This is a genomic window from Streptomyces lacaronensis, assembly GCF_047337785.1.
Taxonomy (GTDB): Bacteria; Actinomycetota; Actinomycetes; order Streptomycetales; family Streptomycetaceae; genus Streptomyces; species Streptomyces lycopersici.
The window spans coordinates 836,713-850,911 of record NZ_JBLHDK010000003.1 but is presented as its reverse complement, the minus strand read 5'-3'; the positions used below and the strand labels follow the sequence as shown (position 1 = coordinate 850,911).

Annotated in this window: 17 protein-coding genes; 7 read left to right on the top strand and 10 right to left on the bottom strand. The window is 70.1% G+C overall.

The features are described from left to right. Positions 1-48: 48 nt before the first annotated feature. Positions 49-405, bottom strand: coding sequence for a histone-like nucleoid-structuring protein Lsr2 (locus ACMTAK_RS04965; RefSeq protein WP_262697747.1), 357 nt, complete (start codon positions 403-405; stop codon positions 49-51). Between the two features lie 276 nt (positions 406-681). Further along, positions 682-1,746 (bottom strand): alkene reductase, encoded by a 1,065-nt coding sequence (locus ACMTAK_RS04960; protein ID WP_413804999.1) that lies wholly within the window; start codon positions 1,744-1,746, stop codon positions 682-684. Positions 1,747-1,879: 133 nt separating this feature from the next. On the opposite strand from ACMTAK_RS04960, the gene ACMTAK_RS04955 reads away from it, so the two are divergent. Continuing rightward, positions 1,880-2,350, top strand: coding sequence for a MarR family winged helix-turn-helix transcriptional regulator (locus tag ACMTAK_RS04955; RefSeq protein ID WP_413804998.1), 471 nt, complete (start codon positions 1,880-1,882; stop codon positions 2,348-2,350). A gap of 74 nt (positions 2,351-2,424) precedes the next feature. Here ACMTAK_RS04955 and ACMTAK_RS04950 read toward each other — a convergent pair whose 3' ends face one another. Beyond that, positions 2,425-3,297 (bottom strand): aldo/keto reductase family oxidoreductase, encoded by an 873-nt coding sequence (locus ACMTAK_RS04950; protein ID WP_413804997.1) that lies wholly within the window; start codon positions 3,295-3,297, stop codon positions 2,425-2,427. 211 nt (positions 3,298-3,508) lie between these two features. On the opposite strand from ACMTAK_RS04950, the gene ACMTAK_RS04945 reads away from it, so the two are divergent. Next, positions 3,509-4,372: a LysR family transcriptional regulator gene (locus ACMTAK_RS04945; protein WP_413804996.1), complete on the top strand. Its 864-nt coding sequence runs from the start codon at positions 3,509-3,511 to the stop codon at positions 4,370-4,372. Positions 4,373-4,474: 102 nt separating this feature from the next. Here the strand turns inward: ACMTAK_RS04945 and ACMTAK_RS04940 are convergent, their stop codons facing one another. Then, positions 4,475-4,870: a helix-turn-helix transcriptional regulator gene (locus ACMTAK_RS04940; protein ID WP_413804995.1), complete on the bottom strand. Its 396-nt coding sequence runs from the start codon at positions 4,868-4,870 to the stop codon at positions 4,475-4,477. Here ACMTAK_RS04940 and ACMTAK_RS04935 point away from each other — a divergent pair. Continuing rightward, entirely contained in the window at positions 4,850-5,131 is a 282-nt protein-coding gene (locus ACMTAK_RS04935) for a hypothetical protein (protein WP_413804994.1), read from the top strand. The genes ACMTAK_RS04940 and ACMTAK_RS04935 overlap by 21 nt on opposite strands. Positions 5,132-5,157: 26 nt before the next feature. Here the strand turns inward: ACMTAK_RS04935 and ACMTAK_RS04930 are convergent, their stop codons facing one another. Genes ACMTAK_RS04930 through ACMTAK_RS04920 form a run of 3 tightly spaced genes read right to left on the bottom strand, consistent with a single transcriptional unit; the run spans position 5,158 to position 8,021 of the window. Next, on the bottom strand, positions 5,158-5,817 hold the full coding sequence (locus ACMTAK_RS04930) for a response regulator (protein WP_413804993.1): 660 nt from the start codon (positions 5,815-5,817) through the stop codon (positions 5,158-5,160). Beyond that, entirely contained in the window at positions 5,814-6,947 is a 1,134-nt protein-coding gene (locus ACMTAK_RS04925) for a sensor histidine kinase (RefSeq protein WP_413812803.1), read from the bottom strand. The genes ACMTAK_RS04930 and ACMTAK_RS04925 overlap by 4 nt, the downstream gene beginning before the upstream one ends. A gap of 36 nt (positions 6,948-6,983) precedes the next feature. After that, positions 6,984-8,021, bottom strand: coding sequence for a zinc-dependent alcohol dehydrogenase (locus tag ACMTAK_RS04920; RefSeq protein ID WP_413804992.1), 1,038 nt, complete (start codon positions 8,019-8,021; stop codon positions 6,984-6,986). A gap of 161 nt (positions 8,022-8,182) precedes the next feature. Here ACMTAK_RS04920 and ACMTAK_RS04915 point away from each other — a divergent pair, with 161 nt between their 5' ends. Together ACMTAK_RS04915 and ACMTAK_RS04910 are read left to right on the top strand one after the other, a co-directional pair. Continuing rightward, entirely contained in the window at positions 8,183-8,773 is a 591-nt protein-coding gene (locus ACMTAK_RS04915) for a TetR/AcrR family transcriptional regulator (protein ID WP_413804991.1), read from the top strand. A gap of 58 nt (positions 8,774-8,831) precedes the next feature. Beyond that, positions 8,832-9,239, top strand: a complete 408-nt coding sequence (locus ACMTAK_RS04910; protein ID WP_413804990.1) for an ester cyclase — start codon at positions 8,832-8,834, stop codon at positions 9,237-9,239. Positions 9,240-9,325: 86 nt separating this feature from the next. Here ACMTAK_RS04910 and ACMTAK_RS04905 read toward each other — a convergent pair whose 3' ends face one another. From ACMTAK_RS04905 to ACMTAK_RS04895, 3 genes are all read right to left on the bottom strand, one after another. Next, a complete protein-coding gene (locus tag ACMTAK_RS04905) occupies positions 9,326-10,720 on the bottom strand; it encodes a WD40 repeat domain-containing protein (protein ID WP_413804989.1) in 1,395 nt (464 codons plus the stop codon). A gap of 70 nt (positions 10,721-10,790) precedes the next feature. Beyond that, entirely contained in the window at positions 10,791-12,164 is a 1,374-nt protein-coding gene (locus tag ACMTAK_RS04900; protein ID WP_413804988.1) for a WD40 repeat domain-containing protein, read from the bottom strand. Between the two features lie 79 nt (positions 12,165-12,243). Further along, positions 12,244-12,900, bottom strand: a complete 657-nt coding sequence (locus ACMTAK_RS04895; protein WP_413804987.1) for a hypothetical protein — start codon at positions 12,898-12,900, stop codon at positions 12,244-12,246. A gap of 157 nt (positions 12,901-13,057) precedes the next feature. Here ACMTAK_RS04895 and ACMTAK_RS04890 point away from each other — a divergent pair, with 157 nt between their 5' ends. After that, complete coding sequence (locus tag ACMTAK_RS04890; protein WP_413804986.1) at positions 13,058-13,531, top strand: carboxymuconolactone decarboxylase family protein; 474 nt, start codon at positions 13,058-13,060, stop codon at positions 13,529-13,531. Positions 13,532-13,684: 153 nt separating this feature from the next. Further along, a complete protein-coding gene (locus ACMTAK_RS04885; RefSeq protein ID WP_413804985.1) occupies positions 13,685-14,086 on the top strand; it encodes a cupin domain-containing protein in 402 nt (133 codons plus the stop codon). Positions 14,087-14,199 lie beyond the last annotated feature (113 nt).

Here is a 14,199-nt window from a genome sequence, read left to right as displayed (position 1 = left end):
TCCTCGTCAGGTGTCTGGGATCTGAGTCCCCCGGAAGGAGTTGGCCTCTCAGTTGGCTTTCGCGTATGCCTCGCGGACGGTCGCCGGAACACGGCCGCGGTCGCTGACCTCGTAGCCGTTCTCCTTGGCCCAGGCCCGGATTTCGGCAGTGTCCTGGCTTCCCGCCAGCGTTGTGGACCGGCGTTTCCCCCTGGCGGCAGCGCCGTTTGTGACGCTCCCACGTACGCGACGAGCGCCCTTGGCGTTGAGGTAGGGGCTCAAGGCCTCCAAGAGCTGGTCGTAGCTCTGGGACGACAGGTCGAGTTCAACCCCGGCCCCGTCGATCAGGACGGTGTGGGTGCTGATCTCTTCCGATTCCTCACCAGTGAGATCATCTACGTACGTGGTGACTACTTTCTGGGCCATGCTTGGATGATAAACGAACGAGACCTTGGTGTGAATGAAACGCCTGATGACCAGAACCAGGGACTTCACCTGTACCTGCTGCCAAGTGGCCCAGATGCCCCATTTTCGAGCGGTCGCCCTGTCAGAAGTGCCCCGGTGCCGCACGCGGGCACGTCGATATACGTCGTATCGCAACTAATCCGACTGCGTCATTGTAGAGTTTGAGCCCGAAACATCGCCAAGTTCATAGGGAACTTGACTGACGTGGTATTTGCGCTCCGCTCAACGGGTGGGCGCTCAGCTGGTCAGGTAGGGGTAGTCGATGTATCCCTTGTCGGTGCCACCGTAATAGGTGGCCTGGTCGGGTGTGTTGTACGGCCCGCCCGCCCGCAGGCGCGCCGGCAGGTCCGGGTTGGCGAGGAACAGCGCGCCGAAGGAAATCATGTCGGCCGTGCCGTCCTCGATGAGCGCCAGCTCCTCCGCGCTGGTGAAACCGTCCGTCGCGGGGTTGAGGATGAAGGTTCCCGAGAACTCCTTGCGGAGGATGCCGGTCAGATCGCGCGAGTTCTCGACGACGTGCAGATAGGCCAGGCCGATCTCGCTCAGCCGGCGGACGAGATGGACGTACGTGGGCTCGGGGTCGGGCTCCTCTACTCCGTTGTAGCCCGTTCCGGGTGACACCCGTATCCCTGTGCGCCGTGCTCCGATGGCCTCGGACACGGCCGCGGCCACCTCCGCCGCGAAGCGGACCCGGCCTTCCACGGAGCCGCCCCACTCATCGGTGCGCAGATTGGAGTTGGGGGCCAGGAACTGGTGGAGCAAGTAGCCGTAGGCGGCGTGCAGTTCGACCCCGTCGAACCCCGCGTCGATGGCGTTGCGCGCCGCCTGGGCGAAGTCCGCGATCGTCTCCCGCACTTCCTGGGAGGTCAGCTCGCGTGGGGTGGTGAAGTCCTTCATCCCGTCGACGGTGAACAGCTGGCCGGGCGCGGCGATCGCCGAGGGAGCGACCTGTACCAGTCCGTCGGGCAACAGGCCGGGGTCGCCGACCCTGCCGACATGCGAGATCTGGGCGAAGATCGTGCCGCCCTCGGCGTGTACCGCGTCGGTGACGCGGCGCCAGGCGGCGATCTGCTCGGCGCTGTGCAGCCCCGGGGTGCTGGGGAAGCCCTGGCCGACGACCGACGGCTGGGACCCCTCCGTGATGATCAGACCGGCCGTGGCCCGCTGTGCGTAGTACGTCACCATCGAGTCGGTGGGCGTATTGCCGGGTCCGAAGGCGCGGGCGCGCCCCATCCCGGGCATGACCACGCGGTTGCGCAGGCGCAGCCCGGAAAGGTCGATCGGATCGAATGCTGTGGCCACAACGGCTCCCAGGGCTTGACGAGCACACTGACTGACGAGTGAGTTCATTGGTCGGCCAACGAACTCACCTGGAGCAACCATAGTCCATTCATTGGTCGGCCAATGGTTGGGCGCCCACGATAATGTTGTCCGTATGACCTCAGAGCCCACGCGGACCGAAGCGACGGAGGCCGAAGACAATGGCCCCGTCAGCCAGACCCTGGCCCGCGTTTCCCGCTTGCACCGCCTCTCCGGCGGCAGGCTGCTGCGCCCCACCGGCCTCTGTTCCGGCCAGGAGTTCCTGATGATGACCTTGTGGAAGGAGGGATCGGTCCGCCAGTCGGAGTTGGCGAAGGCGCTCGACCTGGACCCGTCGACCGTGACTCTGATGCTGCGACGGTTGGAGCAGGGCGGACATGTCGTCCGGATGCGCGATCCACAGGACCGGCGCGTCATGCTCGTCCGGGCCTCGGCGGAGAGCCACGCCCTGCGGCCCAAGGTGGCGCAGGCTTGGGCGCGCCTGGAGGAGCACACCCTGGACGGGCTGGACGACGAGGAACGCGAGGCGTTCGCCAGAATCCTCTCGAAGATCGAAAAAAACCTGAGTTCCACCGACGACGGCTGAAGCGACTTCGCGTGCCCCGTGTCGGCCCACCTTGGCCGGCCACCGCCACCGAGCTTGCCGAGGGCCCGGCCCCGCTATTGGCCGATCTCGTCCAACTCGGCGAGTTCCTCGTCGGAGAGCGAGAGTCCCGCGCCGGCGACGTTCTCGCGCAGGTGCGCCACCGAGGAGGTGCCGGGAATGAGCAGGATGTTCGGCGACCGCCGCAGCAGCCAGGCCAGGGCGACCGACATCGGTGTCGCGTCCAGCCGGGTGGCCACGGCGGAAAGCGCCGTGGACTGCAGCGGGGTGAAGCCGCCGAGCGGGAAGAAGGGCACGTAGGCGATGCCCTTGCCGGCGAGATCGTCGATCAGCTCGTCGTCCTGGCGGTAGGCGAGGTTGTACATGTTCTGCACGCATACGATCGGCGCGATCGCCTGGGCCTCGGCGACCTGTTCCGCCGTCGCGTTGCTCACTCCGAGGTGTCGGATCAGGCCCTGCTGCTGGAGTTCGACGAGGGTTTCGAAGGGCTCGGCGAGTGAGCCGGGCCGGGGGCCCTGGGCGTCGCCGAGCCGGAGGTTGACCACGTCGAGCGAATCGAGGCCGAGATCCTCGAGATTCTCCTGGACGGCCCGGCGCAGGTCCTCGGGCCGCCGTGCGGGGGGCCAGCCGCCTTGCTGATCGCGGACCGCTCCGACCTTGGTCGCGATGCGCAGCGATGCGGGATAGGGGTGCAGTGCTTCACGGATCAGCTGGTTGGTGACGCGTGGTCCGTATGCGCCGGCGGTGTCGATGTGGGTGATCCCGAGGGCGGCGGCCTCGCGCAGGACGGCGAGCGCACCGTCGTGGTCGGCGGGCGAGCCCATGACCCCGGGGCCGGTGAGCTGCATGGCGCCGTAACCGAAGCGGGTGACGGTCAGATCGCCCAGGGTCCAGGTGCCACCGGGCAGTGACGCGGAGGGTGTGTTCATGTCGGTGTCTTTCCTGATGAGCCGGATGCTGTAGAGGGCTGACCGCCATGTGGCGCGCCGTTCGTCAACGGCACCCCTTGTCCGCGCCGACCACCGGCGCGGACGTCGCTTCGCCCATGCCGTCGATGTTCGCTCGCCGACGAGCGGCGCATCCAATACCGACCCGGCGCCCTGTCATACCCGGCAGGTATCACCGGGCTATGCTGTGGCCGTGGACACCTTGGAGACACGCGAGCTGAGGTACTTCGTAGCCGTCGCCGAGGAGCTGCATTTCGGCCGTGCCGCCGAGCGCCTCGGCATGGCCCAGCCACCGCTGTCCCGGGCGATCCAGCAGCTCGAGCGGCGCCTCGGCGTCCGCCTGCTGGAACGCGACCGCCGCGGCGTCGCCCTGACCGGTGCCGGGGAGATGCTGCTGAGCGAGGGCCGCGCGGCCCTCGACGCGACCACCGCCGCCGCGCGCCGTACCCGCCGCGCCGGTGGCGCCGACAGTGTGGGCGGCCCCCGCAACCGCCTGGTGCTGGCAGTGAAGGCCGCCGCGTCCCAGGAGCTGCTGCACAAGCTCCTCGACGCCTACGCGGCCGAGCCCGACGCCGCCGAGATCGAGGTGCTGCCGAGCGGTACCTGCGAGCAGGGCGAGATGCTGCGCGACGGACGCGCTGATGTGGCGCTCATGCACGCGCCGTTCAACTCCCTGGCCGGATTCGACAGCGAGGAACTGATGACCGAGGGGCAGATCGCCATCCTGCCCGCCGGGCACCCCCTCGCCGCGCACAAGACTCTGTCCCTGGCCGACGTCAGCGACGTCCCCGATCTTCCGCTCGCTCGTTGGTCCCGGGACGGCACGTACCCACCCGGCCCGGGCCCCGAGATCCACGACCAGACGCAGCTGGCCCAGCTGATCGCCCTCGGACGCACCGTGGCCGTCTTCCCCGAGTCCGCCCGCGCCTGGCTATGGGCCGAGCACATCGCCGTCCCCCTGACCGACGCACCCCCCGTGGTCACCCACATCGCCTGGCCCGCGCACAGCCGCTCCCTCGCCCTCGCCGGGCTGATCCGCACAGCAACACGGCTATGACCCGGTCGCGCATCAGGCCCGGCAGCGACTCCGGCGCCGCCAGGACCGGCAGGCCCGCCGAGGTGGCGCCGAAGTCGACCGCCACCTCGACGCGACCGGGGGTCAACGCGTGAGTTCCTCGTCACGCAGCCGGTGCCGGTAGCGCAGCGGCGACTCTCCCACTTCCCGTTTGAACGCGGAGCTGAAGGCGCTCACGGACGTGTAGCCGAGGGCGGATGCCAGCGACCCGATGGGATCGTCGCCGTCGCGCAGTGCGCGCTGGGCCAACAGCATCCGCCAGCGGTTGAGATAGGTGAGCGGCGGCATGCCCGCCACGGTCCTGAAGTGGGTTGCGAAGGACGTCAGTGACATCGCCGACGCGCTCGCCAGCGTCTCCAGCCGCCAGGGCCTCGCCGGTTCGGCGTGCATGAGGCTGAGCGCCGGATGCAGACGGTCGTCGGTCAGCGCCCGTAGCCACCCCGAGGGGAGTTCGGCCTGGTGGACGTAGGCGCGCAACACGTCGGGCAGCAGGAGCTGGCCGTGCTGCCGGATGGCGAACGCCGAGCCGATGCCATCGTGTTCGCGGCGGCCAGCCCACTGCTCGCCGGGATCGGCGGTGTCTACCTCAGGGACAACGACATCTCACCGCTGGACCAGGACCCGGCCCCCATCGCCTTCGGCGCCGACCAGGACCCGCCCGCCGATGTCGTGCCGCACGCCGTCGACCCGCGGTCCGCCCGGCGGCTCTGGGAGCTGAGCGAGGAACTGATCAAGGCGTGAGTCGCAGCGGTCCGCCGCGTGGCGGGTCAGGTCACCAGGCCCTGGCGGTAGGCGTAGACGACCGCTTGCACACGGTCGCGGAGTCCGAGTTTGGTGAGGATGCGTGACACGAAGGTCTTGACGGTCTCCTGGCTGATCACCAGAGTCGCGGCGATCTCGCTGTTGGACAGGCCGTTGGCGATGAGGCGGAGCACCTCCAGTTCGCGAGGGGTCAGCGGGATGTCGTGCGGGGCGCCCTCGGGAGGCCGGATCCGGGCGGCGTACCTGCCCACGAGCTGGCGTGTCACGTCGGGGTCCAGCAGGGCCGCTCCCGTGGCCACGGTCCGGATTCCGTGCAGCAGTTGGGACGGCGGTGCGTCCTTGAGCAGGAAGCCGCTCGCCCCCGCGCGCAGCGCCTCGTAGACGTATGTGTCCAGGTTGAACGTGGTCACCACGAGCACCTTGACCGGGTGCCGCACCCCCGCACCGGCCAGCAGCCGGGTGGCCTCGATACCGTCGAGCACCGGCATGCGGACATCCATCACCACGACGTCCGGGTGCAGCCGGCCGGCGAGGTCGACCGCGGTCCGGCCGTCTTCGCACTCGCCCACCACCTCGAGGTCGGGCTGGGCGTCGATGATCGTCACCAGCCCGGTGCGGACCAGCACCTGGTCGTCGCAGACCAGGACCCGGATCGACTCGCTCACGACGGGCTCCCCGCGGGTATCCGCGCCCGGACGACGAAGCCACCGTTCGTCCGGGCGTCCGCGCTGAAGTCGCCGCCGAGGACGTCGACCCGTTCGCGCAGACCGGCCAGCCCCCGCCCGCTGCCACCGGACGACGCGGGGGCCGGCGAGCCGGAGCCGTCCGTGCTGACCTCCACCGTGATCTCCCTTTCCCCGTGGTGGACTTGGACCGAAGTGCGGCTGCCGTGGGCGTACTTGAGGGCGTTGGTCAGGGCCTCCTGTACGACCCGGTAGGCCACCAGGTCGGCGCTGCCGGTCGACTCCGCCGGTGTGCCCTCCTCGCTGAACTCCACCGGCTGCCCGGACCGTCGGGTCTGTTCCACGAGCGTGAGGAGTCTGCCGACAGTCGGTGTCGTGGCCTCGGCGCCGTGGTCGGGGTTGATCAGGTCGAGCAAGTGCCGCAGATCGGTGGTGGCACGTCTGCCGGTCTCGGTGACCGCGGTCAGGGCCTGGTCGAGGCGCTCGGGCGCGGCGGTGAGGTAGCGCGCCGCCTCGGCCTGTACGACCATCGCCGTCACATGGTGGGTCACCACGTCGTGCAGCTCACGGGCGATGCGGGCGCGTTCCGCGGCGCGGGTGTCCTCGGCGACGCGGTGGCGGCGCTCGGCCTCCGCGGCCCGGGTGGAGCGCAGCCACGACCCCATGCCCCAGGGCAGGGCCAGTGCCAGGTAGTACATCACGAACTCGCTCGGCGCCTCGGCGCCCGAACCGAGCCGGTGCAGCGCGACCGCCAGTGGCACATACGCCACGGAGAACCCGAGCGCGGTGGCGCGCCGGTGCCGGTCCAGATGGGACCCTACGCTCAGCAGCGCGACGGGCATCGAAGTGCCCGCGAACGAGTGGTAGCCGCGGAGTTGGTCGACGGCGAAGCCGAGCGTCACCAGGGCGAGACAGACCACCGGCCACCGCCGCCGCACGGCGAGCGGGAGGCACTGGAGGGCGACTGCCACGATGGCCAGCGCGTCGAAGGGGCGGGCGGGCAGGCCGCCCAGCTGCGTCCCGTGGTTGTGGAACTCCGGGATGAGCGACCCGGCGAGGATCAGCAGCCCGAGCGGGAGGTCCCGGACCGTGACATCGAGCCGGTGCCACATCTCCGGGACACGTCGAACACTGATCACCGGGCGAGTCTAGCCCGGAGGGACGCCATGACGTGTGAGGGCGTCGGCGCGGACGAAGACCGGCTTGAGGTGTTTCTCCGGCAGTGCCTCCGGTAGTTGCTCCCAGTCCAGGACGTGGGAGACGACCCGTGCCGGGTCGACCTTTCCGGAGCGGGCGAGGTCGAGCGCCTCGGGGATGTGGCCCCGGACGTTGTCGCGCGCGATGCGCAGTGTGACGCCGGTGAGGTACATGTCGAGCAGGGGCAGCTCACCGGGGCGGAAGTGGTTGCCCGCCGACTCGCACATGCCTTCCGGCGCGAGGGACTTGACGGCCAGGGCGAGCTGGTCGACGCGGCCGGTGGCCTCCACGGCGATGTCGAAGCGGTGGCGGACGGGCTCGAGCGCCTCGGCGGTGGTGGCGCCGTAGCCGCGGGCGATCTCACGGTGGATCGGATCGGGGTCGACGTAGAGCACCTCGGAGGCGCCGAGCGCGCGGGCGATGTCGCACACGTACAGGCCGATGCTGCCGCGCGCGACGACCAGGACGCGGGCCCCGGGCCTGGCCGTCAGATGGGGGGCCACCAGGCGCCAGGACAGGGACCAGTTGTCACCGGCCGAGGCCATGGCGACCGGGTCGAGGTCGGCGGGCAGGGAGACGAGCATGGCGTCCGCCCATGGGACGCGCACCAGGTCGGAGAAGAGGCCGCCCCAGTCGCCGCCGATGGGCGCGCCGTACATGGCCATGTGCGGTACGGCCGTGCAGTGCGCGGTCAGTCCGGCACGGCAGTTGCCGCAGCTGCCGCAGTTGAGCGACCAGGGGACGACGACCAGGTCGCCGGGGGCCACGCTGGTCACGGCGTCGCCGGTCTCCATGACCCGGGCCACGCACTCGTGGCCGAGGGCGAAGGGCGGGTCGATGAAGCCGTGCCCGGCAAGGATCGCGGTGTCGACGTCGCAGGAGGTGGCGGCCACCGGGGCGACGATCGCCTCCTGGTCCGACCACGGCTCTGGGTCGGGCGCCTCGCGCCATTCGACGGTGTCGCGGGCGACGTAGGTCAGTTCACGCATCGTCTCGCCGCCCTTCGCGAACGTGACCAGGTCGGGTCATCGGCATGACGAAGTCTCCCCTCGTGCTCCGCGCACGTCTGCGGTGATGGGTCTATAACGATCGTTATAGCGCCGCTCACGCTAGACTATGACGGCCGTTATAGCCAGAGGGGAGCACGGTCGTGGCCAAGCCCAGCGCGCCGTCGCGCGAGCGCATCCTGGTCGGCGCCGCCGACATGATCAGCAGACGTGGCCTGAAGGCGACCAGCATCCGGGAGCTGGCCAAACACGCCAAGGCGCCACTCGGCTCGACCTACCACTTCTTCCCCGAGGGCAAGCAGCAGTTGGCCACCGAGGCGGTGCGGTACGCGGGAGGTGCGGTCACCCGCATCCTGCGCAAGGAGCTGGACGAGGGCCCGGTCGCCGGTGTGCGTGCCTTCCTGACCCTGTGGCGCGGCATAGTCGTCAACAGCGACTTCCGGGCCGGCTGCCCCGTCCTCGCCGTCTCCGTCGAGGAACCACCGGCCGACGAGATCCCGCCGGCCCTGGTGGCCGCCGCCGAGGCGTTCGAGGACTGGGAGCGGCTGCTGGCCGAGGCGCTGACGGCGCATGGAGCCGTCCCCGACCGGGCGCCCGGATTGGCGGCGCTCATCGTGGCGTCCGTCGAGGGCGCCATCGCCATGTGCCGCGCCAAGCGCGGCATGGAGCCCCTCGACCAGATCGCGCAACAACTGGAGACACTGATCGCCGACGCACTCGGCCACCCGGCCTGACGGCTCGACCGGCGGTGCCGCACCGCACCGCGCCCACGAAACCGAGAGCACACATCCCATGGCTGAACTCGCTCTTGAGGACCGCTATCGCGGGTACCTCACCTGCCTGAACGAGCGGCGCTTCCACGACCTTCCCGAGTTCGTCCACGACCCCGTGGTGCACAACGGCCGGACCCTCACCATCGCCGAGTTCCAGGATCTGCTGCGCCGCGACGCGACGGAGATCCCCGACCTGCACTACGCGGTCGAGCGGCTCGTGGTCCAGGGCGAGGAGGTGGCGTGCCGCATCCGGTTCGACTGCACCCCCACGGCGAGCTTCCGTGGCATACCGCCCACCGGCCGGTCGATCTCGTTCGTCGAGCATGTCTTCTACCGTTACCGGGACGGCAGGATCGCGGAGATCTGGTCGCTGATCGACATGGAGGCGATCCGCGAACAGCTCACTGGCAGCGGCCCCGACGCGTAGGCCCGGCCGCGTTCACAACCAGTGCGGAAGGCAGGCCACCACGGCCCGGATCGCCGAGGACGTGCGTTCGGCAGCACACGGGACCACTACTCCAGGCGCCACAGGTGGATCGTCTTGTCCTGGAAGCCAAGGGTGGCCAGGGTGCGGCCGTCGGGGCTGAAGGCGAGCTGGGCGATGGAGGAGCCGGGGTTGCCGATGGCGGCTCGGTGTTCATGGTCGGCGGCATCCCACAGGTGCAGGCCCGAGTAGTCGGTGGTGAGGACGGTCTTGCCGTCCGTGCCGTAGGCCAGGCCGGTGACGGAGCCGGAGTGGCCGGCGAGCGGCTTGCCGCGCTCCTTGCCGGTGATCGCGTCGAAGAAGTGGACTTCCGTGGAGTCGTTGGCGACGGCCAGGGTTCCGCTGTCCGGGCTGAACACCATGTGGCTAGCAGCACCCCCGAAGGAGTCGTTCGATGGTTGAGGCCGTTGTTTCCGGGTGGCCACGTCCCACAGCCGTACGCCGTCCATGCCGGACTCGTCCGCGCCGGCCAGGGTCTTCCCGTTCGGGCTGAACACCAGCTGGTGGGCGCCCGCCGACTCGAGTGACGCGCCCTTTTGCCGATGAGTCGCCACGTCATAGAGCCGGATCTCCTGGTCGATGAATCCGCTGGTGGCGAAGAGCCTGCCGTCCGGGCTGAAGGCGATCGTCTCGAAGGACTGCAAGGGATCGTCGTGCTGGGCGATCTCCTTGCCGTGCGCGCGCAGGGTGGCCGCGTCCCAGAACTGGGCTCTGCTCTCGTGGCCGGTCGCCACCGTCCGGCCGTCCGGGCTGAAGGCCACTCCCTTGAAGATGACGAGCGAGGAGAGCAGGGCTTTGGCGCGCTGTTTGTGGGTGGCCACGTCCCACAGCCGCAGCACTCCGTCCTGGGCTTCGCTGGAGGCCAGGGTCTTCCCGTCCGGGCTGAAGCGCAGCGTGCCGATCTCGCCCTTGTGTCCCTTGAGGGTCGCCAGCGGGCGCAGCCTGGGACGGGCGGGGATGGCGATGGGCGGCGGCGTACGCAGGGGAGTGGGGGAGGGGCTGCCGGAGGTGTCCTTGCCGGGCTTGCCGTGGGCGGTGTCCTTCCCGCCGTCCGAGTCGCCGCCGAAGAGGGCGATGCCGGTGGGCACGGCCACGGCGGCGACCGCGACGGCCGCGCCCGCGCCGATGAGGAGACGGCGCCGCGAGGGCGGGAGGGGCTTCGCGGGTGTCCGGGGCAGGGGCTTCGCGGATACCTGGGCCAGGGGCTCCGGTGGCATCCGCGGTGGGTGCGGGGGCGGTCCGCTCAGCTCGTGGCGGAGGCGTTCGCGTTCGGCCAGCAACCGGGCGCGCTCGGCGCGGAGTTGGCCGAGCTCCTCGGCCGCCGCGTCCGCTTCCGGTGTCGTCTTCCCGCCGTCCGGCCCGGTGTTCCCCGCACCGGATGAGGTGTCGCGCACGTCCTCCGGCGAGGTTCCTCGCTCGTCCATGCCCCGCTCCCACCCTTCCCCTGTTCCGCTTCGTGTGATGCACCGACCGGGAGACCGGCCGGCCTGGTGGCTACTCGATCCGCCAGAGCCGTATGGCGTTGTCGTCGTAGCTGCCGGTAGCCAGCGTCAGCCCGTCCGCCGTGAAGGCCGTCGGCTGGGACAGGGAGGCGAGCTCCAAGGGCTTCGCACGTTCCTTGTGCGTGGCCGCGTCCCAGAAGCGCAGCACGAGCCCGCTGTAGAAGCCGAGCGTGACGATGGTCTTCCCGTCCCCGCTGTAGGCCAGCGCGCTGACGCCGACGGTGCGGGCGCGCAACGGCTTGCCGCGCTGGGTGGCGGTGGCCGTGTCCCACAGCCGTACGAGGCCGTCGCCACCCACACTCGCGCTCACCGCCAGGGTCCTGCTGTCCGGGCTGAACGCCATGGCGCCGACCCCGCCCTCGTGGCCGGTCAGTGGCTCGCCCCGTCGCCTGCGGGACGCCACGTCCCACAGCCGCACGACTCCGTCGCCGACATGGCTGCTCACGGCCAGGGTCTTGCCGTCCGGGCTGAACAGCAGCCCCTCGACACCGCCCTTGTGGCCGGTCAGTGGCTCGCCCCGCTGTCCGCGGGACGCGACGTCCCACAGCCGCACGGCGTCACCGTCCGGGTCGTCAGTGCCGCCCGCGGCCAGCGTCCTGCCGTCCGGGCTGAAGGCGACCACCTCGAACGGCCGCTGTGTGCGGTCCGGCAGACTCAGCGACCTGCCACTGCGGTGGAGCGAGGGGATCTGCCAGAACTGCGCCCTGTCCGCGCCACCGGTGGCGAGCGTCCTGCCGTCCGGGCTGATCGCCACGGACTGGAAGACGACGAGAGCGGAGGTCAGCGGCGCGCCGATCCGCTGGTGCTCAGGGACGTCCCACAGCCGCAGGTTGCCCACCTCGGCCTCGGTGGAGACCAGCGTCCGCCCGTCCGGGCTGAACCACACTCCGCCGAGAGTGCCGGAGTGGCCTTTGAGAGTGGCGAGGCGGCGGATCGTGGGGTGTGCGGGAATGCTCGTCACGGGGCGCGGGCGCGACGGCCGGGAGTGAGGGGAGGAGGACGAGCCGTCGTCCTGGGCGAGGACAGCGGCGGCGGCCCCGCCCCCGGCGACCACGACGGCGCCACCGGCGACGAGCAGACCCCGGCGGGAGACCCCCGCGACGCGTGGATGAGCAGCGGAGGTGTCCGCGCCCGTAGGGGCGTACGGATCGGGCGCGGGCGGCGGCTCCTGGGATGCGCGGGCTACGGGTGCTGGTGCGCCATCCGTTCCCTTCCTCGCGTCCCCGGCCGCCCCCTCGGACGTGGGGCCGGGCACATCGGCCGAGACGGCGGCGGCCCGTCGCTGCTCCACTTGGGACCTGAGCCCCCCGACCTCCTCCCGGAGGCGTTCACACTCGGCCCGTAGCCGCTCGCCCTCGTCGTCCATATCGCCACTCTCCCCGTCAGGCCTCATCGTGTCGGCGGCCGGTGGGGTATGCCGCTGCCACCGCATACCCCACCCCTGATCAGCCGAGCTGCTTCTCGATCTTCGAGAGCTGGAGTGCGGGCCACTTGTCCACCATCGCGTCCTCGTCCGCCTCGCTCACCTGGTCGCTCCCGTCCCAGACGATGGCCTCCACGACGACCGTCCCGGTCCGGATCGCCAGGACCGTGACGCCCGGCGCTTCGAAGGACAGGGCCGCGTCCCCCAGGTCGGACGAGTGCTCCTTGGCGCCCCGGATCTTGTGGATCTTCTCGCGGTTGTCGGCCACCAGTCCGTCCCAGGCCGCCTCCGCGGCGTCCTCGTCGTCGTAGGCGAGGACATCGGACTTGACCCGGAAGAACACGTTCTCCGACCGCTCGAGCACGACCATGCCCGCCCCATGCAGGTGTCGGCACGCCCAGCCGTCGCCCTCCTTGCGCCATTTCCGGCACTGCTTGTCCAGGTCGGTGCCGGCCAGCACGGATCTCCCCTCCTTGTTGCCGGCCGGTACCGACAGGGCACCGGTGAGCCCGTCGTGCGGGACGAACCCGGGCAGGTCCCGCTTGGTCGGCAGTGCCGCGTCCATGTCCGCGGCGTCCAGCGTGGGGGCGGGCCACAGCAGATACGCGCCGAGCCCGGCCACCGCGAGCACCGCGGCCACCACCCCGACCAGCGCGCCGCGGCGCGTCATTCGAACCATGCCCGTCACGGTAAGGACGCCACGTCGGGACCGGTCCCCATCCTCACGCGTTAGGCGGCCGGTCCCGAATCACTCGTTTATGCGATGCGCCTCAGTGCCGCGCTGATCCAGTGTGGCCAGGGAGGAATGCATAACGGCACATCCGCTGGGAGGACCCATGGATCCACGTCTCAACTACTTCGGCAATGCCCTCGCGACCAAGGTGCTGAAGCACCTCTACTCGGCCAGCAAGGCGGTGTCGGACTCGACGCTGCCGGAATCCGTTCAGTGTCTGGTGGAGATCCGCGCCAGCCAGATCAACGGCTGCGGCTTCTGCACCGACATGCACACCAAGGACGCGGCCCACGCCGGGGAGACCTCGGTACGGCTCAACCTGGTCGCCGCCTGGCGGGAGGCGACCGTATTCACCGAGGCCGAGCGCGCCGCGCTGGAGCTGACCGAGCAGGGCACCCGGGTGGCGGACGCGGCCGGTGGGGTCACGGACGAGGTCTGGGCGAACGCCGCCAAGCACTTCGATGACGACCAGCTCGTCGCCCTGATCTCCCTCATCGCCGTCATCAACAGCTATAACCGCATCAACATCATCAACCAGCAGCCGGCCGGCGACTACCAGGTCGGCCAGTTCGGCTGAGCCAACCGCGTTTTCCCTGATGGCGCACGGCGTGTCACAGATGCGGGCCGTGCCTTTCTTCCCTGTGATTCGAGTTGTTCGAGCCCGGAATCCCCGACGCGGATCGACCGCCCGTTCCGGGCCGGCCCACGGAGGTGTAGCACAGTGCACGAGATGGACTCAGCGGATGGGACCGGACCCAAGATGCTGGCGGACGTCAAGCCGCCTTTCATTCCCGAGGGTGCTTCGGGGATGACCGTCCTCGTCGAGTGGCCTCCCGGCGACCCGGGGACTCCTCCGCACCGCCACTCGGGGCCGTGTTACGGCTATGTGACCGAGGGCGCGATCCGGTTCGAGCTCGAAGGTGAGCCGGAGCGTGTGATCAAGGCCGGTGAGACGCTGTTCGAGCCGGGCGGTGACGTGATCCACTACCAGAACGGCAACGCCCTGTCGGATGCCCCGAGCAAGTTCGTGGTGTTCATGCTGTGTGCGCCGGGCCAGCCGATGCTCACGCTGGTCGACGACGAGGAGCTGGAGAAGCGGGCTCATCTGCGCCACCCGCGGCCCACGGACTGACCTGCCGAAGCTGCCGCAGCGGAGCCGATCGTCTCCCGCACACGCACATGCACACACCCACCGCCATGGCCCCGGCCATGGCGGTGCCGGTCGCATGAACGCGGTATTTCCGC